The sequence below is a fragment of the Pseudomonas sp. FSL W7-0098 genome (genome assembly GCF_005930585.1).
In the GTDB taxonomy this organism is placed as follows: Bacteria; Pseudomonadota; Gammaproteobacteria; order Pseudomonadales; family Pseudomonadaceae; genus Aquipseudomonas; species Aquipseudomonas bubulae.
This window is the reverse complement of the sequence record NZ_RXHW01000003.1, coordinates 311,319-337,547: the sequence shown is the minus strand read 5'-3', so window position 1 is coordinate 337,547 and position 26,229 is coordinate 311,319. Positions and strand designations below refer to the sequence as shown.

Here is a 26,229-nt window from a genome sequence, read left to right as displayed (position 1 = left end):
ATGGAACAAAGCATATGAGCAGAATCACAGTCCTGGGCCTCGGCGCCATGGGGTCGCGCATGGCCTCACAATTGCTTGCTGCAGGTCACACAGTCACTGTCTGGAATCGAACCCCCGATGCAGCAGAAGCGCTTGTCAAGCAAGGGGCCTTCCACGCGCGCACGCCAAGAGAAGCCAGCGCAGGTGCGGAGTTCGTCATTGCAATGTTGCGTGACAATGATGCGTCTCGCCATGTCTGGCTGGATCGCGAGATCGGCGCCCTCTCTGGTATGGCAGCGGGAGCAATCGCCATCGAGAGTTCGACACTCACTTCGGGCTGGATCCAGGAGCTCGGCACCCACATGCAGCATGCCCGGGTGGCGCTGCTGGAAGCGCCGGTATCGGGATCCCGTGCTCAGGCCGATGCGAGGCAGCTGGCCTATCTGGCAGGCGGAGAGGAAGAAGTCCTGGAGCGCTGCCTGCCTCTGCTACGCGTCATGGGCTCTTCAGTCCATCACGTCGGCGGCCTGGGTCATGGCGCTTTGGCGAAACTTGCCACCAACGCCATGCTGGGAATACAGGTGACGGGCCTGGCAGAGGTCATCGGGTTATTGGAGCGAAACGGAGCCGATGCATCGCGAGTGCTGGCAGCCATGGCAGGCACCTCCGTCTGGCCACCGGTTGCTGCCTATCTTTCAGGGAGCATGATGACGGAGAACTTCGCCCCGCAGTTCCCCGTGGCGTTGATTGAAAAGGACTTCGGCTACACGCTCGAGGAAGCAGGATCAGCAGAGAACGCCCCCACAATTGCCGCAGCACATAACGTTTTCCAGCGCGCAGCAGCGCGCGGAATGGGCGACCGGAACATGACAAGCGTAGTGCGATTGTTCACCGAAAAGCGTGATTGATCCCGCGAACCCACTGGGTCCTTGTGGCATGCAAACCGAGATGCCCCTCCCCCGCACTTTGCGTGCAATGAAGCATGACTGACAGTGGCTGCGGGTTTGTATCCCGCAACCAGCCTGGTGCCTGGCGCGCTCGGTTCCTGTGCATATTCTGATACTGCAACTGGAGACAACAATGAAGCTCTTTCGCTATGTTAAGCATGATGGCGTGTATCCGGGCATGGTCGATTCATCGGGACAGCTGCGGGACATATCAGCCCATGTGGATGACGTCTCGCGCGCGTGCTTGTCCGATACGGAACTTGCCCGGCTTTGTGAGCTTGACGAACACCGGCTTCCGCTTATTTCGACCCCGGTTCGCTACCTGCCACCGATAAGCGATATCGGCAAGTTCATCGCAATTGGTTTGAACTACCTGGACCACGCCGAAGAGGCCGGTCTTGCTATCCCGTCCGAACCGTTGGTGTTCTTCAAACCGGTCAGTTGCATCAGCGGGGCCGATGACCCCATCGTACAACCTCCCCACTCAAGGCAATTGGACTGGGAGGTTGAGCTGGGGGTCGTCATCGGAAAGCGCGCCCGTTACGTTCCGGTTGCCCAGGCACTTGAACATGTGGCGGGCTACTGCGTGGCCAATGATGTTTCCGATCGTGGATTCCAGTTTCAGAGCTCGCAATGGGACAAAGGCAAGAGCTCCGACTCCTTTGGGCCGCTGGGTCCCTGGCTCGTGACCCGTGATGAGGTCCCGGATCCGCAGAGCCTGCCAATGTGGCTGGAAGTCAACGGCCAACGGCGACAGGAAGGAAACACCCAGACCATGATCTTCAGCGTTGCAGAGATCATTTCCTACTGCAGTCACTACATGACCCTCGATGTTGGGGATGTGATCATCACCGGCACCCCGCCTGGCGTGTCGATGGGAATGAAGCCACATCCGGAATGGCTGGAACCGGGGGATGAAGTGGTGCTGTCGATCTGCGGCCTTGGTGTGCAACGACACGTTGTGATGCGATACGAGGCAGAGCAGGCGTAAATCTTGCCTGCTCCGAACCTGAGGCTGCATAACGCAGCCTGACACGCAGCTAAGCCAAGTGCCAAACCCTGTCTACACTGATGCTCATACCACGTGAGCTCGCAGGGAGCGCAAAGCATGGGAGCAATCGCCAGCTGGACTTTTTTGTTGGTTGTGGTTGTAGTTGTGGGTGTGCTTAGCTTTTTTATGTTGCGAGCGGGTGTTCAAAACGACCGGCGTATCAGAGAAGAACTCTACCTAACCTTCGAAAGCACAATGCAACAACACGGGGTCCGGACTTACGAAATCCTGAAAGAGAGCATTTGGATTAGAAACGGCATGCGCCTATCAGAGCTGCACCGAATTGTATTGGCCGACACCGGGCACTACTTTCTTTATTTCCAGGCAACCGGTACGCCGCCCTATTTTGCCCCCTTAACAGAGAAGCGCGCGATGCAAGCTTCAGCAGGCAAGATCGGGATTCAGGCATGACCGCATAAAAGCCATGCCTTTGCCATTGGCGGGCAATGGATGCATCCACGACTTCTCGCCCAGCTGAAACAGAGCAAGCGACGACATATTGCCGACCTTCCCGCTTGAAATAGTGGCACGAGGCCTGAATCTCTAGGCGATAAATCCGCAGCCGTTACACCCGTCCACACGGGATTGTCGTCGATCATCAAAAGACGACAGATTGACTGAGTGTCACATGGGTATCCGTTACTGATCCGGCAGGCGGGGACGATCAGAAGGCTATCGAACGGTTGTAATTTGATGTCGCCACTATTTTCCCGCGCTTCAACACCATAAGACGAGCCGGCAAGTCGAGGATAACCCCGGCGACCGACTGGGTATCCACCAGCACCAGGTCTGCATTTTTGCCGGCTTCCAGCCCATAGTTATCCAGCCCCAGGGCTTTTGCAGGATTAGTTGTGAGCATTCCCAATACTGTGGCCTGATCATCGGCCCCACCCAGGTGGCATGCAGGCATTGCCAATTGCGCAATATTCAGCAGATCGCCTGTCCCATACGGGGTAAAAGCGTTGCGTATATTGTTCGTGGCCAAACAGACATTTACACCACCGTCTCGCAACGCACGAACGGGCGTGAGTGAGCGGCGGACGTTATGGCTGTCGCCTCGAGCACCGAGATGCAAGTCGGTGGCTGGCAGGCACATTACGCTGATTCCAGCATCACGGATCAGGCTGATAATACCCACTCGCTGTTCCGCTGCTACGGCTCCAAGGCTCGTAAGATGACCTACGCAGACGCGGCCTTCATACCCTTCCTTGATGGTCTTGCGCGCGAGGTATTCAATGGTCATGTTCTCTGCCGTATCGGCAAAATCCTGATGGAAATCGATATCTTTTCCAAACTGTTTAGCCAGGCTGAAAACATAATCAATATGTTCGAAGGGTGAACGATCGTTATAGGGAATACCGCCGACGACATCGGCACCTTTTTCCATCGCCGCAACCATCATGTGCTTCATTCCCGGTAGTTTGAAAATGCCTTCCTGTGGGAAGGCAACTACCTGAATGTCGATCATGTCGCGAAACTTCTTGCGTAGCTCCAGGACAACATCAAATCCTGTGAAACCTTGTGAGGGGTCAAATTCGGCATGTGCGCGTACATGGGTAGTACCGGCCTGCACAAGTGAGCGTAATACCTGCGTTGAACGCTCGAGAATATCCTCCCGGGTCAACATCGGTTTAAGCTCAGCTGTAACGGCAATCGCCTCCTTGAGGGTTCCGGTGCGATTGACCTTACGGTGCATGACATAGGCTTTTTCCAGATGCAGATGCCCCTCGACAAAAGCCGGCATCAATACATTTCCATTTCCCTGGACTTCCTGCCGTGCCCGCACTGTAATTCCCGGGGAAATAATGGCAACTTTCCCATTGTGTACGGCGACGTCGGTTAAAGGCTTTCCATCGGCAATGCGTACATTGCGAAATATCAGATCCATAAACCTCACTCCTCAATTCAGACAACTTCCGTTTCTCGAGCATCGACCTCTGGAGGTCATGCTGCGCCTGCTTCATGACTGCCAGCACATTGCCCATGAGCACGCGCGACAGAGCTGCAAAGGAACGCAACAGTGTCCAGAATCAGCAGGAAAAAATTAAAAGACGTATTAAATATTTGCGATATGGATGGGAAGCACACACTAACCGTTAGAACAACCATTCCCCATTACGCGGTATTCGAGAATATGCCTATGCCCCTTGGAGTCTTCATACATCATACGCGCAGGCACCACTTCACAGACATTTGGCACTTCACCCATCGAAATGACTTTTGCGATATCAAGGTCTTGTGAATAACTGTACTGCTCTACCTGAATGTCGTTATCTGCTAGAGGCTGCCCAGCCAAAGCCACAGTGCACAAGCTACTGAGCCCTGCCAACAATAAAATTTTCATGTTCAAACACCTGGGGGTATCGCGTGACGCAAATACCCTTCAATACTTACAGGGTCAATGTAGCGCTTCATGACTCGGCATCGTATTACGACGCCGAGACACTCAACTATCAGAAAGGCTTGGTGGGCAGGTATTTACCATCCAGGGTAATGACTGCGCGCGACCCACCCTCTGGATCTTCGACTTTTTTAATATCCAGTTTGAAGTTGATAGCACTGATAATGCCGTCACCGAACTTCTCATGGACCAACGCCTTAAGCGTGGTGCCGTAGACCTGCAGCATCTCGTAAAAGCGGTAGATAGTGGGGTCGGTCGGTATACCGTTGTCGATGCTGCCGCGCATCGGGATGGTTTGCAGCAGCGCCACGCCATCAACATCGAGGCCGAGCTTTTCACCCACTACTGTGGCCGCTGCTTTAGGCAAGGGATGTTGACCGAGCAGTGCGGCAGTGACGAACGCCTCGCTGAGCCCTGTGCCATCGGTGATCTGGGCAAATGACAGGTCATTCCGGGCTTTAGCCAGCAAAATGACTTCGGTCAGGGCCAGACGCGAACCTGGATTGATTTGGGACTGGATCATGGTGTTATCTCCTGGGGTAATAAACGAGTTCAAGCAGATTGCTTCTGTTGATAGGGAGCGGCACGTGCGCCGGGGTTGTCCACAAGGGGCGCAAACTTGCCGGTGTTACTATCGAAAGCATCCATACGGCCGCTCTCGATGTCATAGACCCAGCCATGCAGTGCTACGCGTCCCTCTTCGAGGGCCAGGCGTACCGATGGATGCGTCCGGATATTTGCCAACTGGGCGATCACGTTTTCTCGAACCATCGCCTCAACACTGCTGTGTGGGTCCTTATGTTTACGCGCTTCATTCACCACTCGAGCAGAGTCGGCGTAGCGTAACCAGCCTGCCACTGCGGGCATGTGATCCAGGCACTTGCAGGTGGCAATGGCAGTCATTGCGCCGCAATCAGAGTGCCCGCAGATAACGATGTCGGAGACTTGCAAGGCAGCAACGGCATACTCGACCGAGGCCGACACACCGCCAGGCTCAGGGCCGTAGGGCGGCACGATGTTGCCGGCGTTGCGAATGACAAACAGGTCGCCGGGCTCTCGCTGCGTAACCAGTTCCGGAACCAATCGGCTGTCAGAGCAGGAGATAAACAGCGCCCGTGGGCTTTGCTGATTAGCCAGATTCTTGAACAGGCCGGCGCGTTCCGGAAATGCGTTAAGTTGAAACTTTAGAAAACCATCGATGATGTCTTTCATGGTGACTCCTCTTGGTCGCGATGCGTTGGAGCAGAGATTACGGAGTCCGTGACATAAGGTAAAAGTCTCATTTATGATGGAGTACATCAGATAATCTTATGGCTCTGAGCATGCTGGCACGTCACATCAAATACTTTCTCGCTGTGGCGCAACACCACAGCTTCACGAAAGCAGCTGCTGCGCTGCATGTTTCGCAGCCCGCGCTGTCACAGCAAGTCAGGCAACTTGAGGAAAGTCTTTCTGCCCAGTTATTTGACCGATCGGGACGTACGACGCGGCTGACTGACGCCGGCGAAGTGTATTTACGCTATGCACGCCGGGCTTCGCAGGAACTGGAGGAAGGAAAACGTGCAATCCATGACGTGGGCGATTTGAGTCGCGGGGCACTCAGGGTTGCATTGACACCGACGTTCACCACATATCTGGTCGGACCACTGGTCGAAGCTTTCCACAGCCGATATCCGAATATCACCTTGAACCTGCGTGAGATCGCTCAAGAACAGATGGAGGAGCTTCTGCTGGCCGATGAGCTGGACGTGGGTATCGCTTTCGAGGACGGGCACTCTCAGGACATAGAGACCCAGCCGCTTCTGATAGAAGCCCTCGCGCTGGTGGTTGGGGAAAGACACCCGTTGGCTGGACAGAGTGCTATTGACCTGGACGCTCTGAGTGCCGAATCACTGATCCTGCTCAGCGAAGAGTTTGCCACTCGCGAGCAGATCGACCGCTACTGTCGCCAGCACAACATTACCCCGCGGGTGAAAATGGAGGCCAATGTTATCGGTGCAGTCATCGAAGTGGTGCGCAGGACCACACTGTCGACCCTGTTACCGGCCACCGTCGCACTTGCACATCAGGGGCTGTTTGCCATTGAGCTAAGCCCTCAGCGACTGCACCGTACCGCCGTATTGATGCAGCGCAAAGGGGCCTACCAGACTTCAGCTGCACGTGCCTTTATCGAACTGGCCACAGACATTGCGGCCCAACTCGAGAAGAGATAAGGGCATCTGATAGGTGCCCGGAGTTGATACGCCAGCGCAGCACGTTCACGACTTTAAGTCGGGTCAGCTCCGAGGCGTGGTCAAAAAATCTTCAATGGACTGCAGCAGATGACCGCGACGGTCTTGCTGATCATCATTTCCTCAAGACAAAAAAACCGCGAAATGCGGGTTCAGGGATTACGAGCAAAAGGCTAGGGCCAGAGCCGATTGCTTTCGTGCTGCTTGCTCTCTCAACCGCGCAAGTCAGCCAGGCGGTTGAGCTGCATATTGTCTTCTACACTCTTTTTCGCCAGCTTTTGGACAAGTCTATGAAGGCCAAATATAAAAGGGAGTAAGGATGATGGTTCGAAAAATTTTGGCCGTTGCGGCATTGGTACTGTTAGCCGGTTGCGCCACCAACAGGGCAGAAGTGGATGTTTTACGGCCGGGTGATACTCAGACACCGGCCCCCAGCAATGGCAAAAAGGTTTATATCAGCGCCGTTGATGATCGAGTTTTTCAAATCAAACCTTCCAGCTCCGACATACCTTCACTGAAGTACGACGAGATCGACGATAAGTCGATTACCGAGCGGGCCATCGCGCGTAAGCGCAATAACTTCAATATGGCGATCGGCGACGTGCTGCTGCCTGAAGGGCGCACAGTTTCAGAGCTGGTGGGTAATGCCGTAGCCACTGCCTACCGGCAGGCCGGATACGAGGTGGTCAGTAGCCCCGATGCCCGTGATGTCAGTGAAGTAAAAGTGAACATCATCGAATTCTGGTCATGGTATTCGGCTGAGGGGGTACTCGATAAGGTGCTACGCAACAAGTCGCTGTTGCAGATAAAAGCCCCTGGTACACCTGTACAGACCGTAAAAACGCTGGTCAGTGAGAACGTGAAAGTGGCCACAGATACTGACTGGAAAACCATCACCGAATCCGGACTCGAAGCCATCACCCAGGAAACCCTGAAGCAGCTCTAAGGGGCTCCTGCAGAACACAGTGCAGTGGCCGTCTACTTCAAGTACCAGCCCCCTGGTTGGTCATCGATTGATTCGGTCACTCAATATTTGTGGTTAGCCGTGTTGCCACGAGTGGCGATACATGACCAAGAACCACCAGACAGACCACGCCGATGTGATCTGGTCGGATATGGTTCCGGCCCTGAATATCAGTGAAATCAATAGGGTCGGGACGGAGTGATTCGAACACTCGAACCCTAGCACCCCATTCAAGCTGGACTCACTCAGCGCCAGTTAATACGGGACTCCAGCAACAGGCGCTCGCTGCATAGGTATTCGTGCGCCTGGGCCGCACGAATACCCTTACCCGAGCACTTCAGCAACACACATTTATACCTGGGAGGCACTTGCAAGGCTGGGCTGCAAGGCATTACCCATCACTGGACCAGAGGGATGAGCAGCCTCTTCGTGTACGAACTCTGGTTCAGGCTCCCCTCTTTCACCATTCAACGCCTTGTGCATTTTAACGGTATCCAGCGCCCCGACCCACTTGGCAATTGCCATGGTTCCGACACCATTGCCGATAGTGTTGGTGATCGCACGTGCTTCTGACATAAAGCGGTCAACTCCCAGCAGCAGCACCATTCCCGCAACCGGGATGGTCCCCAAAGAAGACAAGGTGGCGGCCAGGATAATAAACCCTGAGCCGGTAACACCTGCCGACCCCTTGGAGGTGAACATCAAAACTGCCAGAACGATCAGTTGGTCAGTGAGGGTAAGCGGCGTGTTGGTTGCCTGGGCGATAAAAATCGCAGCGATGGTGTAATAAATCGCCTGACCGTCCGGATTGAAGGTCAAGCCGGAGGGAATGATCATCCCGGCGACAGGCTTGGAAACTCCGGCCTTTTCCATTTTTGAAATCATTTGCGGCAACACCGACTCCGAAGAACTGGTGCCCAGTACGGTGAACAACTCCTCCTTGATAAATTTAAGGAATTTCCACAGGCTGAAACCGCTGTACCGGCATATGGGCCCCAGAACAAAGATCACGAACACCGCGCAGGTCAAGTACACGCAGGCCATCAACTTGCCGAGGGAGAACAGTGAGCCGAAACCGTATTTACCGATTGTGAATGCAATGGCCCCAAACGCACCGACAGGCGCCAGGCGCATGACCATATTGACGATGCGGAACATGCCCTGCATCAAGCTATCCAGTGCATCGACAAAGATTTTCCCGCGCGGTCCGACTTGGGCCAGGGCGACACCCAGAAGGACGGAAAACAGCAAGATCTGCAGCACATTACCCTTGGCAAAGGCATCCACAATGGTATCGGGGATGATATTCATGGCGAAGTCCATGAATGAATCATGCTTTACCGCCGAGGTATAGGTGGCGAGACTCGACGTATCGAGGCTTGCGACATCAATATTCATGCCCGCACCGGGCTTGAATACATCGACCACCACCAGGCCGACCACGAGCGCCAGCGTCGACACAACCTCGAAATAAATCAAGGCACGAAAGCCTACCCGCCCAAGCTCCTTCATGTTTTCCATGCGTGCGATACCCGTGACGACAGTCAGGAAGATCACCGGCGCGAGGAGCATTTTGATCAGTTTGATAAACGCATCGCCCAAGGGTTTGAGTGAAGCCCCGGTTTCAGGAACCAGCACACCGACGATAGCGCCAAGAACGACCGCAATAAGTACTTGTATATAAAGTTTGCCGAATATTCTTTTCATGACAGGGCCCTGATTTTTATTGTTGTCAGGAAATGCCAAGGAGTCAGACCCAATAATCTGCCCCTTGACGTAGTGCCGCAGTACTACTTTGAATCGCTGGGACGCTTCAACGGTTGATCAACGCAATGACTGCATCCGTGATCTGCCGTGTAGTGGCCGTACCGCCCAAATCAGGAGTATGCAAACCGCTTTCAGTCACAGCCTCGATGGCGGACATCAGTTGTTTTGCCGCGGCGGCCTCACCCAGGTGTTCCAGCATCATCACTGCCGTCCAGAAAGTCGCAATCGGGTTCGCCACACCTTTACCGGTGATATCGAATGCAGAGCCGTGGATAGGTTCGAACATCGAAGGGAATTTGCGCGACGGGTTCAGGTTGGCAGTCGGCGCAATGCCCAGACTGCCGGATAGCGCCGCCGCCAGATCGGACAGAATGTCGGCGTGCAGGTTAGTAGCGACAATCACGTCCAGTGTGGAGGGTTTGAGCACCATGCGCGTAGTGACGGCATCGACCAGTTCTTTATCAATTTTAACGTCTGGAAAATCCTTCGCGACTTCATAGAAAATCTCATCCCACAGCACCATGCCGTGTCGCTGGGCATTGGACTTGGTGACCATGGTCAGGTGCTTGCGTGGGCGGCTTTGCGCCAGTTCGAAAGCAAAACGGTGGATGCGCTCGACTCCAACACGGGTAAAGACCGACACTTCCGTGGCGACCTCTTCCGGCAGGCCACGGTGAACGCGACCACCATTGCCGGAGTACTCACCTTCGGAGTTTTCCCGCACCACTACCCAGTCAATCTGGTCACCATTGACCAGTGGGCTCTTTACCCCAGGCAACACACGAGCCGGACGCACGTTGGCGTACTGATCGAAGCCCTGGCAGATCGGCAAACGCAGGCCCCACAGGGAAATATGATCCGCGACGTCAAGCGCACCCACGGCGCCAAAGAAAATCGCATCGAAGGTTTTTAGCTCTTCCAGCCCGCCTTCAGGAATGTAGTAACCATGCTTCAGGTAGTTATCCGAGTTCCAGTCGAAGTGTTTGAAATCCAGTTCGAAACTGGATTTTTTCGACAGGGCCTGCAGCACCTCGACACCTGCGGCAATGACTTCGATACCAATGCCATCACCTGGAACCGCTGCAATTTTGTATGTGCTCATGATCAACTCCGCGCTCAAAACGTTCTTGTTTTGCCTGTCGAACGGTCTGTTCAATCAGGGTGTGAACGGAGTATATGTAGTGAATAAATAAGTGTGAGTTACTCAGAATCACTACATAAATAACTTTGAGTTACCATTGAGCCCAACCCTGGATCTGTCATTTTTTTATCTTCTGGCCAACAAAGGCAGCCTGGCTGCCACGGCCAGAGAGCTCGGCATCACACCGCCAGCAGTGAGCAAGCGCCTTACTGCCCTTGAGGCTCGATTGGGGGCACGCCTGGTGAATCGCACCACACGTTCAATGAGCCTGACCTCAGAAGGTGAACTGCTTTTTTCCCACGCGGCCCGGATCCTGACGCAGATCGATGAGGTCGAGCAGCTGATCAACAGCAGTCAGGCTGAGCCAAAAGGCTTGATTCGCGTCAACGCATCGCTGGGCTTCGGACGCCGTTACATCGGTCCTGCCCTTGGCGCATTTTTCAAGAAACACCCGCAGGTGGAAGTACAACTGGAGATCAGCGACCACCCGCTCGACCTGACGACCCATGGGTTTGACCTTGGCATTCGTTTCGGCACACTGGCGGATGCAGCTTTTCATGCGCGAAAGATCGCTTCCAACCGCCGATTGCTATGCGCCTCACCGTTGTACCTGGAAAAATACGGTGCTCCGCAACGTCTGAGCGATTTGCAGCAGCACAACTGCATCTTCCTGCGGCAGAACGAAACGCCCTACGGGGTGTGGAGCTTTACCGACGGTGGCCGTACGCAAAACATCAAGGTACGCGGCGCCTTGGGCTGCAACGACGGTGAGGTAGCCCTGAACTGGGCGCTGGAGGGGCATGGGATTCTGCTGCGAGCTGAATGGGACATCGCCAGATATGTCCGTAGCGGCCGATTACGACTAGTACTCGAAGACCAGACACCGACCCGTGCCGATGTTTACGCGGTATACCCGCAGCAGTTACACCTGTCCACACGAGTGCGCAGCCTGATCGACTTTCTGGTTGAGCGCTTCAAGGACATTGATCATCTGGAGGGCGAGTTGTAGAGCCATTGCCCCCCTGTCTCCTCCCCCACCTGCTGCCTGCGCAACCAAGCCGCCAGGCTACCGCAGCAGGCACTGGCGACGAGTAAGTCGCACGCCCACCGGACTGATGAATAAACCTCATAAACCCTTGCCAATTTACCCATCTAGTGCTCATGCGCCATCTCGCATGCTGTCACCCAAACGCGAATATCGGGGGATCGAAATGCACATGCGCACACTCGGCAACAGTTAACTCGAAGTATCAGCGCCGGGACTGGACTGCATGGGTTTAAGCCATGGCGGCGGCACGACGACGGACACACCACAAGCCATTACGTTGGTCCGCTCGGCGATCAGGCGATGAGCAACGATAAAGCGTCAGGATCTGCTGCTCGCCTGTTGATTGTGCTGAGTGGTATTGCGGTGGTGTTTGGCCCAGTGACCGCCTGGGTGGCCGTAGCGTATTGCGCAACAAGACGTTGAGAATCGAACGGGCAAAGATCATCTGGCAAACCCTAAGACGCTTTGCACAGGCTAACGCAGGCTTTGCAGATTACCTGTCAGCCGAGCAGCACGCAGCCTTATCTCCTAGGTCCTAGGTCCTAGCCATCTCGATACCTACCACGTCTCTGTTGTGCCTGTCTCCCGTCCTGCTGTTACACCGCTGGGCATACCCTCCAACTGACCGCCTTCTCGCGATCACCCGGCACAGGCTCTGCTTTGCAAAAGATGGCAGATAAACGACGAGAACTGCTGGTATGTGCTGGGCAGCAATGCTCGCCTGGGCACAAACTCAAACTTCAAGCCCTGATTGCCACGAGCAATAACAGGCACAAGTTTCCGGTTGGTAAGGGTCCAAGTAGGGGTCTTTTTTTAGGCATGAAAAAGCCCAACGGATTAGGCTGGGCCAAGTCATTGAATAATATGGTCGGGACGGAGTGATTCGAACACTCGACCCCTAGCACCCCATGTTCCCTCGTAAAATATCGCAACCCATTGTAATTAAAAGAAAAATACAATTTTGCATGATGGCAAAATGTACTGCGATTCGTGCGCAGGCAAACGGTAAACCGGGGGCTGTGGGGTGGGTTTTGCGCAGATTTTGGTGTATCCCCGGCCATTTTTGGGATGCAGCACACGCTTTACCAGTTGCTGATTCTGTAGCCACAAGCTCTAAGCTCTTTAACCACTTCTACTTTCCAAGCACCTGATTGGTCTAAAGGCGCATATACCACACCGTTTATATCGTTAGGAGTCTCGATTACGCCTTTGACCAGGGCGCATACATTTTCTCTACCAAGCTTCGCCATCAAGTAACCATGTTCGAATACGACATTTTGTCGAGCCCGATCCTTTGGACTTTCTTGCTTCTCGTGATATCCCCTACCCTGGTCGCACGGCGTGTACAATACGAGAGCAAAATCTGCATCGTTAGTATAGCGCTCAATCTTTTCAATAATGGTCATACCCGCATTGGCCTGTTCATGCAGGATAATTGCTTCTAGGCCAAGCCCCTCGATGAACCGACTTACCTCGTACTTAGCGAGATCATCCCTTCCATGAACGATGAACACCTTTCGCTTGTTCCTTGCAACTACCGGCGAAAGTAACTCATCTATATTTCCGACACTTGGGTGTTCCGCCTTGAAGGTTTGTACTGGCAGAGAAGCTTCGTCATTCGGCAGGTCGAGAAAATCTAATAACGGGGTAAACTGCTCAGACAGATAGGCTCTACGTTCGGCATAAGAACTGAACTTCCCTTTGATCCATGCCCAAAAAGAATCGAGGCTTCCATGCTGCTTAACAAATGGTGGAAGTCGTTGCCCGATCTCAGGATCACTTAGTAGTTGACGCCTAAGTTGTGCATACTCAGCTGGGTCGGCCGCATTACCAGTTGCTCGCGCAGCAAGAAGGTTTTGCAAGTAGCTGACCTTATCGAAGTGACTCTGCAAAAAAACTATACTCATCAGGGGGTTCCGTTTTTATTGTTCGTACGCTCAAGGGATAGAGCGTGAAACTTGATAATCATAGCGCTTAGCGAGACAACGCTAGCTCAGCACAGCTTTGGGCCGCAGTCATTTGGTAGCCAGATGGATTGGAAACAATACAAAAAACCATATACGCTACAACTCCCAGGCTAGCTCATTACTTTGTTCCAATCGACCTCATAACCTGCGACTTTGAGCTCGCGCGCGAGAACAGTTTTCCATTCGCCAGACATCGACGTCCAAACTACACCAGCAAAGTCCGTAGGAATATCCACATCGCCCGACTTTAGCGCGCATACTTTGTCACGACCAAGCGCTCCCATGAAATATCCAAGTTCCAACAGTACATTTTGCCTGACACGGGGCTCAAGCTCCCCTCCGACTTTACTACCAACATCATCAGGTGTTAGCAAAACCACAGCCATTCCAACATCGGAGTGATGCTCTATTTTCTCGATGATGGTACGGCCGCCATTGGCCTGCTCATGAAGGATTATTACTTCAATACCCAGTCTTTCAATGAACCGTGCGACCGTTTCGCGAACCGCTTCATCATGTCCGTGAACCAGGAACACTCGGGGCGAGCCTCCTAATGAGCCTGATCGTACAGGATGACTGAGCTCCACGATGAGGTCGAGATCTTCAAGATCCGTGTTCAAAGCGTTGATCGCCTGCCCAAGTGATGCCTTCGAATTGCTTATCTTTTCTCCCGTAATTCTTTTGTAGTCGGGATCGGGCATACCGGAAACCCACATCATTGTACGATGATGGAGCTTGTACGCCTCGCTGTATCGATTGGCGGCGGTTGTATTAGTACCAAAGCATCGCTCCAATGTATCCTCAATACTACGCTCCAAAGCTTGGAGCTCAGGCGAAGTCGAACGCCGCATTGTGCTTAGGTCAAAAGTATCTAAATCTGTGATTCGTTGCTGAAGTCGCTCTATCCCACGTTTTAACTGGCTGGCATCCAGATAAAGCTTAGGCTGGATCGCCGTTGGTGGTGGTGCCTTCCTCGCCATGATTATTCCTTACTGTGCAATGATAAACCCATCATGCCATCTCACGCGGCATGTGTAACACAACAAAACCGCCCCTTCCAAGCGCTCCTCCTCCCCCAGTACCAAATACTTCTCCTACCCCTTTGCGCGAATGGCGGATACCCTGCTCGCATCGAGATGGCTAAACGCCACTGCCTACTTAAGAATCTAATGAATCGCTCGAGTGAGATCACATGGAACTGTTCCTCATCATTTTCGGCTTATGCGCCCTTGCGCTGCTGGTCGTCGCAGTAAAAAACACAAAGCTCATAGCCAAGCTGACTGCTGAACTCCGCCAACGAGAGCAGATCATTGATCGCCAGCAGCAAGAAAATTTAGCGCTACTGAGCCGTGTCGACCGCCAGGGGCAGGAAAATACAGCCTTACAGAATCGCGTCGATGCCCTTTCCAAGTATCAAACCATCATCGATGCTGAGGCCCACGCCAGAGAACTCAACACACAAGCTGAGAGTGTTTTCGCCCAGTCGAAAATAGCTGCTGCAGTCGAGCTGCATGAAGCGAAACGCATGGCAAAAGAAGAGCTGATAACCAGCGAGATGGAAATAGCTTCAGCCCGCGCAACTGCGAGCAGGATTGTTGAAGCCGCAAATAAACGCGCAGAAGAAATTGCAGGTGACGCTTACAGCGCCATGAACCGGGCAAAGGAATTTGCTGATACAGCAAAAGCGATGAAGAACATCATCGAAGGCTACGGTGATGCTTACATCGTGCCCACCTACAATTTGCTTGATGACCTTGCTGAAGAGTTTTCTTTCACTGAAGCTGGTCAGAAACTCAAAGCAGCCCGTGAGATGAGCCGCTGGATGGTCAAGGCCGGACGGGCTGCTACCTGCGACTACGCAGAATCCAATCGACGTGACACCGCTATCCGCTTTGTCATTGATGCATTCAACGGCAAAGTCGACTCAATCCTTTCCAGAAACAAAGCTGATAACCACGGCAAGCTGGAGCAAGAGATCCGCGATGCATTTGCCTTGGTAAACCATAACGGCACCGCATTCAGAAACGCACGCATCACAGACGAATATCTCACCTCTCGGCTGGAAGAGCTGAAGTGGGCCGCAACGACTCGCGTATTGAAAGAACAGGACCGCGAGGAGCAGCGTCAACTGCGCGAACAAATACGCGAAGAAGAAAAAGCCCGCCGTGAATTTGAACGCGCCATGAAGGACGCAGCCAAGGAAGAGGACACCATCAAAAAAGCGATGGATAAGGTTCTTCAGCAAGCAGCGAATGCCAATGATGCCCAGCGCGTGGAATTTGAAGCCAAGCTGCGCGAGCTTGAACTCAAGCTCCAGGCTGCAGAAGAGAAAAACCAGCGCGCTCTTTCAATGGCGCAGCAAACCAGAACCGGCCATGTTTACGTTATTTCTAACGTCGGCTCGTTTGGCGAGGAGGTCTTCAAAATTGGCATGACTCGTCGCCTGGAACCTAAAGACCGCATTCGTGAACTCGGGGATGCAAGTGTTCCATTCGAATTCGACGTGCATGCGATGATTTTCAGCGATGACGCACCTAGCCTGGAAAAAACCCTGCACCGCCACTTCCTGCGCCGTCAGATGAACAAGGTCAATCCGCGTAAGGAGTTTTTCCGCCTTGGGCTCAGTGAGATTCGAACTGAGCTCGAAAGCCTTGGCGTTGAGACCCTTTGGACGATGGCAGCTGAAGCTCACGAATATCGCGAGACCATTCGCATTGAGCAGCAGATCCAGGAAAACCCGGTGATTGAGCAGCAATGGACGCGTTATCAGCTTGAACATGAAGTGGAGAGCGAAGTAGAGGAGATGTAAACCAGGGCGACTCACGACCGGCGCAAAGCGACACTTGTGCCGGAACTGGCGAAAGAATAGTTGGCCCAAGCCACGCCAAAAGAACGCCTCGTACAGATGATATTGCTCAAAGGTGAGCCGACCGAGTGCTTCAAGACTGACTAAACTTTCAGCAATGCACGAAAGTCTAGGCCGGAATAGATCAAGCGTATAGATAAACTCACATATATTTGGTCTACACTGTTATTCAATGTCAATAAATCAGGCATTCTCAATGAAACTCACTGACCAGCAGATCCTTGAGCAAAAATACTTTGAGCAATTTGCTCAACATTACCCCATACCCTGCGGCGCAATCGAATACTCCGACAAGCCTGACATACTGATACATGGTGATATAAAATTAGGTATCGAAATCGCTCATCTTTACAAAGTTGATGGAAAAAACACTAAATGCGAGCAAAAGCAAATCATTATGCGTCGCGAAGTAATTGCACAAGCGGAGCAACTTTACCTATCAAGCGGCGGGCGAAAAATTGAGATTTCGATTGACTTTGATCCCCAGCATCCAATCATGCGCAACAACATAACAAAAATTGCCAAGGGTCTAGCTGTTATTGCTCAGGAAATCTCATCAGAACATGAAGGGTACTCGAGCTACAAAGCGTTCGAACTTATCCCTGAACTCCGTTTTATTTATCATGATGGAAAAGAGTATCGAAATAGTAACTGGCGACATCAGCAGAGCTTTGATGTTCCGACGCTATCAATTGCCCGAGTAAAGGAACTAGTTGCGCAGAAAATTAATAAACTCAAGCAATATAATCCGTGCGACATCTACTGGTTGCTTTTCATTGTTGAGTTCTGGGACCCATCACAGGACCAGGATATTAACTGGCCCGCAGGTGAGTGCATTGGCCCTACCCCCTTCGAACGAATATTAATCTATAAACCTGCATTCAAACAAGTAGTTGAAGCAGTTCAACAATATTAAAAAACATGGGAAGCAGTCAATGCACTTAATAATCGATAGTAACCAATTGCAACACCCCAACCTCCGAGATTTCCTGACCAACCCAAAAAATCGTGCAATCCTAACCGACTTCTCCGCAATGGAGGCGTATAAGGGCGACACACTTAATAGTATTTTTAAATCCATGAGTGTAGTGTCTGATTTCCCCTCTCAAGTAGTAATCCTAAAAGGCTCCGCAAAAATATGCGGCATGAGTGGAAGACAGAAAGACTTGCAACGAAGACTCATAGATAAAGCACAAACCTCCGAATTTCCGAAGTTCGCCCACGATCTTCGCAAAGCTGAGTTAGGAGACATTCTCCTCCGCCAGCAACTTATTGATTTGGGAAAATCAGCAAACGAGCATCTTGATAAAATGTTAATAGACACAGAGCAAATGCGCGAAGCATTCGTGATATTAGGCAATGAGTATACAAAAGAAGAACGGGCAACTCTTCGTGAGCAACGGGTGTACACGCCCTCCATGGTAGAACGGTTAGCCAGAACACTATTACAAATCACAGGTCAGATATTTGAAAATGCGCCTATCGTCAGAAAAACCCCATCATCCCAAGAACTACCAAACACCCTGATTTTTAGATTTTCATTGGCCTGCTATGTCATGGCCATTACGCGCTCAGCACGAGGAGGCATGCGCAACATGAGGCCTGATAGACTTCGTAACGACCTAGTTGACATGATTCTCGTCGCCTATGGCACATATTTTGATGGGATCATGTCTGATGATGAGAACGTAAATATTATGTTTACAGAAACATGCCTTATCTTGGCTGGTCTCTTCAAAGCGGAAATTCCTGCGCTTAATCGATTAACGAGCAGTAACAGCTACCAGATCAATAGAGCTCATCAATGAATTTCAGCACATTACCCCTTGCACTCATTGACGAGCTATCATCTTCAATACTAAACAGTACAAACTCGGAGTTCATACGTGAAAAACTCAACCTGATACTCGACCACTACCAAGTCATAAACTATGAATTCCAATACGACAGCGCGTTTTGGCGCGCGAGAAAATGCAATGACCAAAATGGCTTTGATAACACATCAGAACTTGGCCCCCCACCCACGCACCTCACACGAGAAGGAAGACTTAACGAAATAAACGACCCAATATTATATACATCAACCAACAAGTTTTCAGTTCTAAATGAAATAAACGCAAACGAAGGCGATTATATACACACAGTCGCCTACAAGCAGAAAGCCGACCACACTATCTGCTGTGCTACAATTGGAGAAATAACCCATATAAATAGATGGGGAAGTGGCCTAACATCTGAAACAGTGGGAGACCTATTAATCGAATTCATGAAAAATATGCCTCATGATTTCGGTAAAAGCTTTGTATTTACAGATGCATTCCTATCATCTTTATTGAAAGATGAAAATGCAAAACACACAAACTATATCCACTCTAGAATTTTAGCCAACTTGATTTTTAGCCGAAACCCAAAACTAGATGCAATTGCCTATAGTGGTGTAGCGTTAGAATCTTCTCGCAACTATGCAATTAAGCCTAGCTCCGCTGAACGCTCATTACAAATGGAAGCTAGTTTTGTGTTAAAAATCACAAAAAAATACAAATACGGAATGTACGATTTCCAGATTATTAAAAATGCCGAGGGTATAGAGTTTGATGGCAAATTCATATGGTGATTGCGTATGTGTCATCTGTATTAAGCGCGAGGCACCAATCTCGCGCTGCACATGGATTAGAACAATTTTCCCAATGCCGCAGGTTCCCAGTTTATGATTACCAGCTCGCCACTCACATCAGCCTTCCCCTGCCTCTGATTCGTGGTCGTATACCGAATCTCGGTCGTCTCAAAATGAAACCCTTTAAACACCCGCCGAATATCCGGATGGTCGTTGATGCTGACCATCACCTTGCCTTTGCAGCGCCGCATAAAGTCAGCCATGCGCTCGTAGTTTTCAAACGGGAAGTCCACGCCGTATCCAGCGGCCTGCCAGTAAGGCGGGTCCATGTAGTGGAAGGTGTGTGGCCGGTCGTAGCGCTCTGCGCACTCAAGCCAGGGCAGGTTTTCGACGTAGGTGCCGGCCAGGCGCTGCCAGGCTGCAGACAAGTTTTCTTCAATGCGCAGCAGGTTGATTGCAGGAGCAGTCGTTGCGGTACCGAAGTTCTGCCCTGTGACCTTGCCACCAAAGGCATGGTGCTGCAGGTAGAAGAACCGAGCGGCGCGCTGGATGTCGGTCAGGGTTTCCGGGCGGGTCATCTTTTGCCACTCGAATATCTGCCGTGAGCTGAGAGCCCACTTGAATTGACGCACGAATTCCTCCAGATGGTTCTGCACCACCCGGTACAGGGTCACTAGGTCACCGTTGATGTCGTTTAGCACTTCGACGGGAGCAGGCTGTGGGCGCAGGAAGTACAGCGCCCCGCCGCCGGCGAAGACTTCGACGTAGCATTCGTGGGGTGGGAACAGGGGGATAAGGCGGTCGGCCAGGCGGCGTTTGCCGCCCATCCAAGGGATGATGGGTGAAGACATAATGTGCAAGACCTTTGCTGTATAAATAAACAGGTGCTAGGCACGCTCCGCTTTGTGCTCGAAGCAGGAGTCTTGACTGGACTTGCAGGAATGATCTGCGGGTGTGCCTGATACTTCTTTGGCGTAGGCCTGACAGGCCTGCAGCGCGATCAGTCCTTGATCGTCGTCGCTGGTGATTCCGATAATTCGTTGAGCATGCGCTGGGTCAAATTGGGCTCTATGGGCGCCATAAACCACGCCGCCGGCAGTGGCAAGGCGATCACGCAGGCGTGCCTGTTTGGTTTTCTCATCGGTCAGGGCTCGGTAATGGGATTGGTCACTGGCTGCCAGCCATTGCTCCAGGGCGAGGCGCTTGCCCTGCTCTGCCAGGATTTGCGCAGAGTTGGCATTGGCCAGATCGGTGCGTTCGGTTTCGGGAGGATCAGCAGCAGTTGCCGCGCTGTGATGGGCATGAGTTTCTTTAGATAATAAAAAACCCGCACTCGGCGGGTTTCTTTGAATCGGTGCAGGTATTTACTGTGGCTGGATACCTTTGATTTTCTCCAGGCGCATTGGATAGCCATTGGCTGGCTGAACCACAGTTTCGCTTTCAACCGTTTGAATGATCTTGCCGTTGGCATCTTTCGTCACTGAAATAGTCTTGCTATAGGTGCTCTGCACCACGCAGCCATTCATCAACAATGCCGCGCCGACTACAGCCAAAAACTGGATGCCCTTCACTTGGTACTTCCTTACCTGGATAATTTCGGCGCCGACTGTAGCAGGCTTTATGCCATCATTTCCAACGACATGGGCTGAAGTATTGCTTCGCTGGAAGGCATGCCTATCTCGAGACAAAAAAATCCCGCACTTGGCGGGGTTCGGTACTGCAGTTTCATTTCAGCAAGACATCACTTGTTCAGCCGTTCGGCCAGTCGCGTCATCAGGTCCATGCGCTCATGCAATATCGCCACGATCAAAGCAGGTCCACCTTCACGCGGCAGGGCAAATGCGTAATGGTGTTCGCAGTGAGCCATCAGCAACGTCGGGTAGAGGTCGCTCATGTCCCTGTAAGCGCCTTGAATGGCGGCAAGGCGCGCAATGCCGCGCTCCAGTCTGCCGATATACACACGCACCTGCTGGTCACTCCACTGTTGGCGCGTGTAGCGGATGATCCCGCGCAAGTCGGCTTCAGCCTCAAGCGTAAGGACGTAGGCACCGCTCAAACCCGATTTTCCCCGGATAGTTCTTCGTCGAGGATGTCACCAATGCTCCTGTCTGAAACCTTGCCCGCCAGGCCATCATTGATGCGGGCGGTCAGTACGCCTTTGAGCTCTTGCCATGCCGGATCATTGTCGACATTGCCCGGAAACAGGCGCTCGATGGCGTATTGCTTGATCGTCTTGCCCTGCAAGGCGGCCAACGCTTTCAGGCTCTGATGCTGCTGCTCGGATATGTCGATGGTCAGGCGGCTCATGTGGCAACTCCATACGTGATCTACGCCCTGATCTTCGCACAAATGTGGGAATGTGGGCCATCGACTGGACGACCGGGACTTCTCCCAGGCTAGCTTGGGCGTAATGGCCGCATGTTTGAATCGGGATAGCCCTTTGCATCCAGTTTCCAGGCTCGAACCTGATTACGGTAGTCACACCACAGGCGCTCTGTGCCCGCTACCTGCTCGCCATCCTCGATGGCCTCCAACTGCTCAGCCACGAAATTACGCTCCTGCTCGATCCACTGAACTTCGACAGCAATCAAAGGCGCCAACCGCGTCCTGCGCGAAGATCACCCCCTGCGCCATAACTGATGATGCGTATACCCCATGTGATCAACATGCCATCTGCAAACTTTATAAAGCTGCCGCTGGCATTCGTCCCTTGATCAATAATCGCTCTGCTCGCCACGGAACCCACAACATCTGCAAACGCTGCGCTTTTAAGCGCTGCTGCCTTGTCGTATAGCTCCCGCGTCATAAAGTTAATCTTCTGACTGGCCACACGCGGTGGGTCACCGGGAGGAGATTTACCTGCGCATTCAGGCAGAGCGCGAGACGCATAGCGCAGCCTGAACGGAAAGCATCACTGCAGACCGCTCGCTGAGCAGGTTGGGGGGAATGAAAGCTGTGGAAAGTCTCGGTGAAATGTCAGCCATCATAGAAAAGGTTTACCAGGCTCACGGACTAGAATTAGTGAGCTGAACATAAATACAAAAACCTGCAAGCAGCGCCCAAAAAATTACAAATAGCCATGGTGTCCTCATAGAGAACATTAGCGATTTGCGATACCCCTGCTGACTCGATTCTTTTTCGTTAAATAAGGGTGAGTCATCATAGGCCTCCCCCATAACCGGGTCACTTCGCAATAAGTGACTTTGTTTGAAATGCCAATGATCAATGATGACATACGAGGCCCTAAACCCAGGCCAGGCATGCAATGAGCTAAATATTCCTAGGATGGCCATCAAGGTTGGTACAACCAAGGTAAAAAGCTCGCCCCATCTGGGATTGAGGTTCGCCATTGAAGAGGCAAACGCAATAACCAAGAACGATTGGGCCGTTAAATATGCGTTCGTTCTATTCGAGAGCAAACTTGTTTCATAGTGAATTTCTCTCCGATAGAAATCTAGACGATCTTTAGGAGTGCCAAATAGAAAAACGTCCGAGGGCGACTCCTGATGAAGCCGGATTTCCTCAGTGAGGATCTTAGTCACAGCACGCCTCCGATGAACTGAATGACTTTAGAAGCGCTCCCCTTCAAAGGGTTCATTAAATTTCAGCGCATAAATACTCAATCCTAGCCAACTTCAAAAACTCATTTCACCCCCATGAATGTCAGCGAAAGAAGTGAAGATGAATATTCCCCAGCTCTGGAGGCGACCATGGCCCAAGTCAACGCGCTTGCTGTGATGTAGCGCTCGCAATAAACCAGCGCCGCAATATGTCCGTCGCGCTTCGCCTCGGGCTTGCCGGCTCCACCCCACCGAAGAGCGCCCCGCGCTACCGGGTAGTGCCAGTGAGTGGCGAGTTCTTCCACATCGTCGATACCGGTACCGGCAAGTTGAAGGGCTTTCGCCGCGAGCATAACGATGCCTGTGCTTTCGCACGTAAACTCGAACAGGAGTCGCTGCCATGACTGACTTTCTGGATACCGTCGAAGGCCCGGACTGGCTTTACGATGCCATCAACAGCCTGATCTGCGGCGACACCGTCACGGCGCCGCGATCTTTCGGCAAACCGGTTGCCTTGGTTACACCACAGTCGCTGTACGAAGCGCTGGCCGAACACCTGGGGGCACAAGAACACATCGCCCCCGCTGCTGACCGACAATCGCGAATACCCGATCGAGCAGATGATTTGCGAAATCATTGCCGGCGGGAGCCGCGTTCATGGCAAGGCTTACGACTTGGCCTGCTCGGCTCTGGGCCCGGCCAAGTCCAGGCAACACCCTACGGCCCTGCATGATCTTGCCGAGTCACTGATTCGTCCCCGAGCCAATGAGTACGGCCAGACCCGCGCCAAGGAACTGGCGACAGACTTTGCTGCCGACCGGGCGGATCAACGCAAAGCCGACGTTGCGTAAGGTCAGCCCTTGCCTTTGTTCTTGTTCTTCGCTCCGCCCTGGCGAGCCTTGAATTTCGGATTGGTTTTGCAGATCACATAAATACGGCCACGGCGCTTAACGATCTGGCAGTCACGGTGACGATTTTTCGCTTCTTTGAGTGAGGACAGCACTTTCATCGGTGAGGCTCCTTGCGGCGAGTTGAAACGTAATAACATATCTTAAATGCGAATAAGAATATTTATCAACCCATATTTCCCCACCCATCTTGACGCTGCGTGCATCGCGGTAAGGATTCTGTCGTGTCCATGAATATGCGGATCTGGGATCAAGTCGATAAGACCGATACCCGGTGCACAAAAGCTGCTTTGGCTGGACAGCGTGCCCATGCTGAAAAACTGGAAGAGAAGAAATCTAGCCGCAAGCCCTAACCCATGTCCTGGGAAGAGCAGTCGATTCTTTTTGGGGAGTTGCCCGCCCACTTGCAGACGATGGCCTTGTTCAAGGTGAACACGGGCTGTCGCGAGCAGGAGGTGTGCAAATTGAAATGGGATTGGGAGATTGCGGTAGCGGAACTGGGCACCAGTGTGTTTCTGATACCGGCCGATTTTGGCGGCCAGCATGAGCGGTCGGGAGTGAAGAACGGTGATGAGCGCCTGGTGGTGCTCAACAACGTGGCCAAGTCGATCATTGAGAAGCAGCGTGGTATCAGCAAGGAATGGGTGTTTCCTTACAACGGTACTGCGCTGCACCGGATGAATGACTCAGCCTGGAAGAAGGCCAGGGTCAGGGCGGCGAAGAAATGGCAGGAGAAGTATTTGCGGCCGGCACATGATGGTTTCGCCCGGATCCGCATTCACGACCTGAAGCACACTTTTGGGAGAAGGCTGCGTGCAGCAGGCGTGACTGAGGAGGATCGCAAAGCATTGCTCGGCCATAAGAACGGCAGCATCACCAGTCACTACTCAGCGGCAGAGCTGGACCAACTGATTGAGGCTGCAAACAAGGTATCAGTAACCGACTCACGCGCACCAGCGCTGACGATCCTGAAGAGGAGGCAGGGATAGCAGAAACCCAAGGTCACTCGAAAAGTCACTAGGGTAGAAATGAAAAAGCCACCCATAAGGTGGCTAAGTCATTGAATAATATGGTCGGGACGGAGTGATTCGAACACTCGACCCCTAGCACCCCATCTGTTTAACAACATATTTCAGTAGACGTCTATAGATTTAAAATTGCCTATAGCCCTTTAAATACAAGGCTTTAGCAACTTGTTAAATCTGAGGACATCCACTCAAATCCATCACTATCTGGGGCTTTTGTGGGAGTAAATGTGGGAGTAAATTTGTCCCGTCTACGGGAGAAAAACCATGACCAAACTCACCGTCAAATACCTCCAGGCACTAACAATTGCGGATGCAGGAAAAACGATAAGGGACGAAGGTGGCCTGTCTGCCAAAGTGGCGCTCACACAGAAAGGCATCTCGTTGTCTTTTTACTATCAATTTCGTTGGGAGGGTAAGTACTCACGCCATGCGTGCGGCACTTGGCCAGGCGCAGATTTGAAAGCCATACGCGAAATCAGGGATAACGCACGCCAGTGCATCGCACTTGGACTTAACCCCAACGAACAAAAACGCTTTGATCGCCATCAACGAAAAACCGAAGCTGCCGAACAATTAGCCCTGGCCGAAACCCTAAAAAAACAAGAGCTGACCGTATACGACCTGGCGCAAGAATGGCTGCTTAATGGCGTCGCCAGAAAGGATAATAGCGCCGAGCTCGGCCGTCGCTTCGCCAAAGATCTTTACCCGGTACTGGGCAAAATCCCTCTGCGTGAAATTACCGAACATGATTTACGCAATGCCCTGCGCAACATTTTTGCGCGCGAGGCCAACCGACAAGCGATCGGCTTTTTTGCGGACGTTACCCAAATGTTCAAGTGGGCCAGCAAACGTCAGCCTTGGCGCGCTCTGATGATCGATGGCAATCCGACTGAATTAGTCGATATCGCCAATCTCATACCCGCTGATTATGGAACAGAACGCAGCCGCATCCTGTCACCGGCTGAACTGCTTGAACTGAGCGATAGATTCAGAGAGATGACAGCCGATTACGCAGCCCTACCCGCCGGCCAAAAATATGACGGTATACGGCCCTTGAAAAAAGAGACGCAACTAGCACTATGGATCTGCTTAGCCACCCTGTGCCGCATTGGCGAACTGCTCAAGGCTGAGTGGAGGAATGTTGACCTAGAAAACCATACCTGGCTAATCCCCAGCGAAAATGTAAAAGGCCCTCGGGGCAAAAAACAGGATCTCCATGTATTCCTTTCAGCCTTTGCGCTTGAGTCCTTCAAAGAGCTGCATGAATTAACAGGCCATACGCCCTGGTGCTTCCCGGCGAAAAATAATGAAGGGCCTGTCGACAGTAAGGTCGTCAGCAAACAAATTGGTGATCGGCAAGCGCAGTTCAAGCTGCGTAAGCCCCTCTCCCGTCGTTGTCATGACAACACCTTGGTGCTCGCCAATGGTCAAAACGGATGCTGGACACCTCATGATATGAGACGCACCGGGGCTACCATGATGCAAGCATTGGAGGTTAGTCTGGATGTTATTGATCGCTGCCAAAACCATGTTCTGGCCGGGTCCCGGGTGAGACGCCATTACCTGCATTATGATTATGCGCAGGAGAAAAAACGGGCTTGGGACTTGCTAGGGGAGCGGCTTCAAGAAATTTTGAACACATCACCGCAAGATGATACTCAACTGTCTTTTAAGTATTAATCAGTCTTGCGGAAGCACAAGCTTTATGCTCCAGCGATTGCAACAGTATTAATGAATCTTTGGTGCCTGGTTTTCTC

General features: G+C 52.2%; 29 protein-coding genes and 3 pseudogenes. 16 read left to right on the top strand and 16 right to left on the bottom strand.

The features are described 5' to 3' along the window. Positions 1 to 14 precede the first annotated feature (14 nt). The 3 genes from FHL07_RS07300 (at position 15) to FHL07_RS07290 (ending at position 2,388) form a co-directional block, all read left to right on the top strand. A complete protein-coding gene (locus FHL07_RS07300) occupies positions 15 to 887 on the top strand; it encodes an NAD(P)-dependent oxidoreductase (RefSeq protein WP_095018612.1) in 873 nt (290 codons plus the stop codon). Between the two features lie 172 nt (positions 888 to 1,059). Continuing rightward, positions 1,060 to 1,917, top strand: coding sequence for a fumarylacetoacetate hydrolase family protein (locus FHL07_RS07295; RefSeq protein WP_095020740.1), 858 nt, complete (start codon positions 1,060 to 1,062; stop codon positions 1,915 to 1,917). A gap of 117 nt (positions 1,918 to 2,034) precedes the next feature. After that, complete coding sequence (locus FHL07_RS07290; protein ID WP_095002886.1) at positions 2,035 to 2,388, top strand: hypothetical protein; 354 nt, start codon at positions 2,035 to 2,037, stop codon at positions 2,386 to 2,388. Positions 2,389 to 2,641: 253 nt separating this feature from the next. On the opposite strand, the gene FHL07_RS07285 is transcribed toward FHL07_RS07290, so the two are convergent. The 4 genes from FHL07_RS07285 to FHL07_RS07270 all read right to left on the bottom strand — a co-directional run bounded on the left by FHL07_RS07285 (position 2,642) and on the right by FHL07_RS07270 (position 5,590). Beyond that, on the bottom strand, positions 2,642 to 3,865 hold the full coding sequence (locus tag FHL07_RS07285) for an amidohydrolase family protein (protein WP_138738281.1): 1,224 nt from the start codon (positions 3,863 to 3,865) through the stop codon (positions 2,642 to 2,644). A gap of 201 nt (positions 3,866 to 4,066) precedes the next feature. Continuing rightward, a complete protein-coding gene (locus FHL07_RS07280; RefSeq protein WP_095002888.1) occupies positions 4,067 to 4,321 on the bottom strand; it encodes a DUF2790 domain-containing protein in 255 nt (84 codons plus the stop codon). 109 nt (positions 4,322 to 4,430) lie between these two features. Next, positions 4,431 to 4,901: a cyanase gene (cynS, locus tag FHL07_RS07275; protein WP_138738280.1), complete on the bottom strand. Its 471-nt coding sequence runs from the start codon at positions 4,899 to 4,901 to the stop codon at positions 4,431 to 4,433. A 29-nt stretch (positions 4,902 to 4,930) separates the two neighbouring features. After that, positions 4,931 to 5,590, bottom strand: a complete 660-nt coding sequence (locus FHL07_RS07270; RefSeq protein ID WP_095020743.1) for a carbonic anhydrase — start codon at positions 5,588 to 5,590, stop codon at positions 4,931 to 4,933. A 110-nt stretch (positions 5,591 to 5,700) separates the two neighbouring features. On the opposite strand from FHL07_RS07270, the gene cynR reads away from it, so the two are divergent. The 3 genes from cynR to FHL07_RS07255 are packed head-to-tail and all read left to right on the top strand — an operon-like array spanning position 5,701 to position 7,555. Beyond that, complete coding sequence (gene cynR, locus FHL07_RS07265; protein ID WP_095020744.1) at positions 5,701 to 6,591, top strand: transcriptional regulator CynR; 891 nt, start codon at positions 5,701 to 5,703, stop codon at positions 6,589 to 6,591. 23 nt (positions 6,592 to 6,614) lie between these two features. Next, positions 6,615 to 6,926, top strand: a complete 312-nt coding sequence (locus tag FHL07_RS07260; RefSeq protein ID WP_138738279.1) for a hypothetical protein — start codon at positions 6,615 to 6,617, stop codon at positions 6,924 to 6,926. A gap of 5 nt (positions 6,927 to 6,931) precedes the next feature. Next, on the top strand, positions 6,932 to 7,555 hold the full coding sequence (locus FHL07_RS07255; protein WP_138738350.1) for a flagellar biosynthesis protein: 624 nt from the start codon (positions 6,932 to 6,934) through the stop codon (positions 7,553 to 7,555). A 369-nt stretch (positions 7,556 to 7,924) separates the two neighbouring features. Here FHL07_RS07255 and FHL07_RS07250 read toward each other — a convergent pair whose 3' ends face one another. Together FHL07_RS07250 and FHL07_RS07245 are read right to left on the bottom strand one after the other, a co-directional pair. Beyond that, positions 7,925 to 9,280, bottom strand: coding sequence for a dicarboxylate/amino acid:cation symporter (locus tag FHL07_RS07250; protein ID WP_138738278.1), 1,356 nt, complete (start codon positions 9,278 to 9,280; stop codon positions 7,925 to 7,927). Between the two features lie 106 nt (positions 9,281 to 9,386). Next, the gene (locus FHL07_RS07245) at positions 9,387 to 10,442 is read right to left on the bottom strand and encodes a tartrate dehydrogenase (protein ID WP_095018606.1); all 1,056 of its coding nucleotides are present in this window, start codon (positions 10,440 to 10,442) and stop codon (positions 9,387 to 9,389) included. 136 nt (positions 10,443 to 10,578) lie between these two features. Here FHL07_RS07245 and FHL07_RS07240 point away from each other — a divergent pair, with 136 nt between their 5' ends. After that, entirely contained in the window at positions 10,579 to 11,490 is a 912-nt protein-coding gene (locus FHL07_RS07240) for a LysR family transcriptional regulator (RefSeq protein WP_095025354.1), read from the top strand. A gap of 202 nt (positions 11,491 to 11,692) precedes the next feature. After that, positions 11,693 to 11,830 (top strand): annotated as a pseudogene (locus FHL07_RS23955) (aldo/keto reductase); the annotation flags it as partial. Between the two features lie 781 nt (positions 11,831 to 12,611). Here FHL07_RS23955 and FHL07_RS07230 read toward each other — a convergent pair. Together FHL07_RS07230 and FHL07_RS23610 are read right to left on the bottom strand one after the other, a co-directional pair. Beyond that, positions 12,612 to 13,436 (bottom strand): TIR domain-containing protein, encoded by an 825-nt coding sequence (locus FHL07_RS07230; RefSeq protein ID WP_138738277.1) that lies wholly within the window; start codon positions 13,434 to 13,436, stop codon positions 12,612 to 12,614. A gap of 170 nt (positions 13,437 to 13,606) precedes the next feature. Next, entirely contained in the window at positions 13,607 to 14,476 is an 870-nt protein-coding gene (locus FHL07_RS23610) for a TIR domain-containing protein (protein WP_178084373.1), read from the bottom strand. Between the two features lie 212 nt (positions 14,477 to 14,688). Here FHL07_RS23610 and FHL07_RS07220 point away from each other — a divergent pair, with 212 nt between their 5' ends. The 4 genes from FHL07_RS07220 (at position 14,689) to FHL07_RS07200 (ending at position 18,976) form a co-directional block, all read left to right on the top strand. After that, positions 14,689 to 16,305, top strand: a complete 1,617-nt coding sequence (locus tag FHL07_RS07220) for a DUF4041 domain-containing protein (protein ID WP_138738276.1) — start codon at positions 14,689 to 14,691, stop codon at positions 16,303 to 16,305. A gap of 253 nt (positions 16,306 to 16,558) precedes the next feature. Further along, on the top strand, positions 16,559 to 17,278 hold the full coding sequence (locus tag FHL07_RS07210) for a hypothetical protein (RefSeq protein ID WP_138738275.1): 720 nt from the start codon (positions 16,559 to 16,561) through the stop codon (positions 17,276 to 17,278). Then, positions 17,256 to 18,170: a hypothetical protein gene (locus FHL07_RS07205; RefSeq protein ID WP_178084372.1), complete on the top strand. Its 915-nt coding sequence runs from the start codon at positions 17,256 to 17,258 to the stop codon at positions 18,168 to 18,170. The genes FHL07_RS07210 and FHL07_RS07205 overlap by 23 nt, the downstream gene beginning before the upstream one ends. Beyond that, complete coding sequence (locus FHL07_RS07200) at positions 18,167 to 18,976, top strand: hypothetical protein (RefSeq protein ID WP_138738273.1); 810 nt, start codon at positions 18,167 to 18,169, stop codon at positions 18,974 to 18,976. Before FHL07_RS07205 ends, FHL07_RS07200 begins: the two co-directional genes overlap by 4 nt. A gap of 56 nt (positions 18,977 to 19,032) precedes the next feature. Here the strand turns inward: FHL07_RS07200 and FHL07_RS07195 are convergent, their stop codons facing one another. From FHL07_RS07195 to FHL07_RS07165, 7 genes and pseudogenes are all read right to left on the bottom strand, one after another. Beyond that, complete coding sequence (locus FHL07_RS07195) at positions 19,033 to 19,827, bottom strand: DNA adenine methylase (RefSeq protein WP_138738272.1); 795 nt, start codon at positions 19,825 to 19,827, stop codon at positions 19,033 to 19,035. Between the two features lie 108 nt (positions 19,828 to 19,935). After that, positions 19,936 to 20,241: pseudogene (locus FHL07_RS23815) on the bottom strand (lysis protein); the annotation flags it as partial. A gap of 99 nt (positions 20,242 to 20,340) precedes the next feature. Beyond that, complete coding sequence (locus FHL07_RS07185) at positions 20,341 to 20,547, bottom strand: hypothetical protein (RefSeq protein WP_138738271.1); 207 nt, start codon at positions 20,545 to 20,547, stop codon at positions 20,341 to 20,343. A gap of 170 nt (positions 20,548 to 20,717) precedes the next feature. Continuing rightward, positions 20,718 to 21,032: a type II toxin-antitoxin system RelE/ParE family toxin gene (locus FHL07_RS07180; protein ID WP_138738270.1), complete on the bottom strand. Its 315-nt coding sequence runs from the start codon at positions 21,030 to 21,032 to the stop codon at positions 20,718 to 20,720. Further along, entirely contained in the window at positions 21,029 to 21,283 is a 255-nt protein-coding gene (locus FHL07_RS07175) for an antitoxin (protein ID WP_138738269.1), read from the bottom strand. The genes FHL07_RS07180 and FHL07_RS07175 overlap by 4 nt, the downstream gene beginning before the upstream one ends. Before the next feature lie 89 nt (positions 21,284 to 21,372). Beyond that, positions 21,373 to 21,576, bottom strand: coding sequence for a hypothetical protein (locus tag FHL07_RS07170; RefSeq protein ID WP_138738268.1), 204 nt, complete (start codon positions 21,574 to 21,576; stop codon positions 21,373 to 21,375). A 405-nt stretch (positions 21,577 to 21,981) separates the two neighbouring features. Further along, positions 21,982 to 22,518 carry a hypothetical protein gene (locus FHL07_RS07165; RefSeq protein WP_138738267.1) on the bottom strand — a complete coding sequence of 179 codons (537 nt, stop codon included), beginning with the start codon at positions 22,516 to 22,518 and terminating at the stop codon, positions 21,982 to 21,984. A 227-nt stretch (positions 22,519 to 22,745) separates the two neighbouring features. Between FHL07_RS07165 and FHL07_RS07160 the strand changes: the two genes are divergently transcribed. Together FHL07_RS07160 and FHL07_RS07155 are read left to right on the top strand one after the other, a co-directional pair. Further along, positions 22,746 to 22,940 carry a hypothetical protein gene (locus FHL07_RS07160; protein ID WP_138738266.1) on the top strand — a complete coding sequence of 65 codons (195 nt, stop codon included), beginning with the start codon at positions 22,746 to 22,748 and terminating at the stop codon, positions 22,938 to 22,940. Between the two features lie 105 nt (positions 22,941 to 23,045). Further along, positions 23,046 to 23,387 (top strand): hypothetical protein, encoded by a 342-nt coding sequence (locus tag FHL07_RS07155; protein ID WP_238705511.1) that lies wholly within the window; start codon positions 23,046 to 23,048, stop codon positions 23,385 to 23,387. A gap of 2 nt (positions 23,388 to 23,389) precedes the next feature. On the opposite strand, the gene ykgO is transcribed toward FHL07_RS07155, so the two are convergent. Continuing rightward, positions 23,390 to 23,545 carry a type B 50S ribosomal protein L36 gene (gene ykgO / locus FHL07_RS07150; protein ID WP_095002911.1) on the bottom strand — a complete coding sequence of 52 codons (156 nt, stop codon included), beginning with the start codon at positions 23,543 to 23,545 and terminating at the stop codon, positions 23,390 to 23,392. Between the two features lie 190 nt (positions 23,546 to 23,735). On the opposite strand from ykgO, the pseudogene FHL07_RS07145 reads away from it, so the two are divergent. Both FHL07_RS07145 and FHL07_RS07140 read left to right on the top strand, forming a co-directional pair. Then, positions 23,736 to 24,433: pseudogene (locus tag FHL07_RS07145) on the top strand (tyrosine-type recombinase/integrase); the annotation flags it as partial. 303 nt (positions 24,434 to 24,736) lie between these two features. Continuing rightward, positions 24,737 to 26,152: a tyrosine-type recombinase/integrase gene (locus tag FHL07_RS07140; RefSeq protein ID WP_138738265.1), complete on the top strand. Its 1,416-nt coding sequence runs from the start codon at positions 24,737 to 24,739 to the stop codon at positions 26,150 to 26,152. Positions 26,153 to 26,229: the final 77 nt, after the last annotated feature.

What these genes read in the sequence shown, in the direction of transcription:
- FHL07_RS07300 (WP_095018612.1), top strand. Translation starts at nt 15, where the DNA reads ATGAGCAGAATCACAGTCCTGGGCCTCGGCGCCATGGGGTCGCGCATG.
- FHL07_RS07295 (WP_095020740.1), top strand. Translation starts at nt 1,060, where the DNA reads ATGAAGCTCTTTCGCTATGTTAAGCATGATGGCGTGTATCCGGGCATG.
- FHL07_RS07290 (WP_095002886.1), top strand. Translation starts at nt 2,035, where the DNA reads ATGGGAGCAATCGCCAGCTGGACTTTTTTGTTGGTTGTGGTTGTAGTT.
- FHL07_RS07285 (WP_138738281.1), bottom strand. Translation starts at nt 3,865, where the DNA reads ATGGATCTGATATTTCGCAATGTACGCATTGCCGATGGAAAGCCTTTA.
- FHL07_RS07280 (WP_095002888.1), bottom strand. Translation starts at nt 4,321, where the DNA reads ATGAAAATTTTATTGTTGGCAGGGCTCAGTAGCTTGTGCACTGTGGCT.
- cynS (WP_138738280.1), bottom strand. Translation starts at nt 4,901, where the DNA reads ATGATCCAGTCCCAAATCAATCCAGGTTCGCGTCTGGCCCTGACCGAA.
- FHL07_RS07270 (WP_095020743.1), bottom strand. Translation starts at nt 5,590, where the DNA reads ATGAAAGACATCATCGATGGTTTTCTAAAGTTTCAACTTAACGCATTT.
- cynR (WP_095020744.1), top strand. Translation starts at nt 5,701, where the DNA reads ATGCTGGCACGTCACATCAAATACTTTCTCGCTGTGGCGCAACACCAC.
- FHL07_RS07255 (WP_138738350.1), top strand. Translation starts at nt 6,932, where the DNA reads ATGGTTCGAAAAATTTTGGCCGTTGCGGCATTGGTACTGTTAGCCGGT.
- FHL07_RS07250 (WP_138738278.1), bottom strand. Translation starts at nt 9,280, where the DNA reads ATGAAAAGAATATTCGGCAAACTTTATATACAAGTACTTATTGCGGTC.
- FHL07_RS07245 (WP_095018606.1), bottom strand. Translation starts at nt 10,442, where the DNA reads ATGAGCACATACAAAATTGCAGCGGTTCCAGGTGATGGCATTGGTATC.
- FHL07_RS07230 (WP_138738277.1), bottom strand. Translation starts at nt 13,436, where the DNA reads ATGAGTATAGTTTTTTTGCAGAGTCACTTCGATAAGGTCAGCTACTTG.
- FHL07_RS23610 (WP_178084373.1), bottom strand. Translation starts at nt 14,476, where the DNA reads ATGGCGAGGAAGGCACCACCACCAACGGCGATCCAGCCTAAGCTTTAT.
- FHL07_RS07220 (WP_138738276.1), top strand. Translation starts at nt 14,689, where the DNA reads ATGGAACTGTTCCTCATCATTTTCGGCTTATGCGCCCTTGCGCTGCTG.
- FHL07_RS07210 (WP_138738275.1), top strand. Translation starts at nt 16,559, where the DNA reads ATGAAACTCACTGACCAGCAGATCCTTGAGCAAAAATACTTTGAGCAA.
- FHL07_RS07200 (WP_138738273.1), top strand. Translation starts at nt 18,167, where the DNA reads ATGAATTTCAGCACATTACCCCTTGCACTCATTGACGAGCTATCATCT.
- FHL07_RS07195 (WP_138738272.1), bottom strand. Translation starts at nt 19,827, where the DNA reads ATGTCTTCACCCATCATCCCTTGGATGGGCGGCAAACGCCGCCTGGCC.
- FHL07_RS07175 (WP_138738269.1), bottom strand. Translation starts at nt 21,283, where the DNA reads ATGAGCCGCCTGACCATCGACATATCCGAGCAGCAGCATCAGAGCCTG.
- FHL07_RS07160 (WP_138738266.1), top strand. Translation starts at nt 22,746, where the DNA reads ATGTCCGTCGCGCTTCGCCTCGGGCTTGCCGGCTCCACCCCACCGAAG.
- ykgO (WP_095002911.1), bottom strand. Translation starts at nt 23,545, where the DNA reads ATGAAAGTGCTGTCCTCACTCAAAGAAGCGAAAAATCGTCACCGTGAC.
- FHL07_RS07140 (WP_138738265.1), top strand. Translation starts at nt 24,737, where the DNA reads ATGACCAAACTCACCGTCAAATACCTCCAGGCACTAACAATTGCGGAT.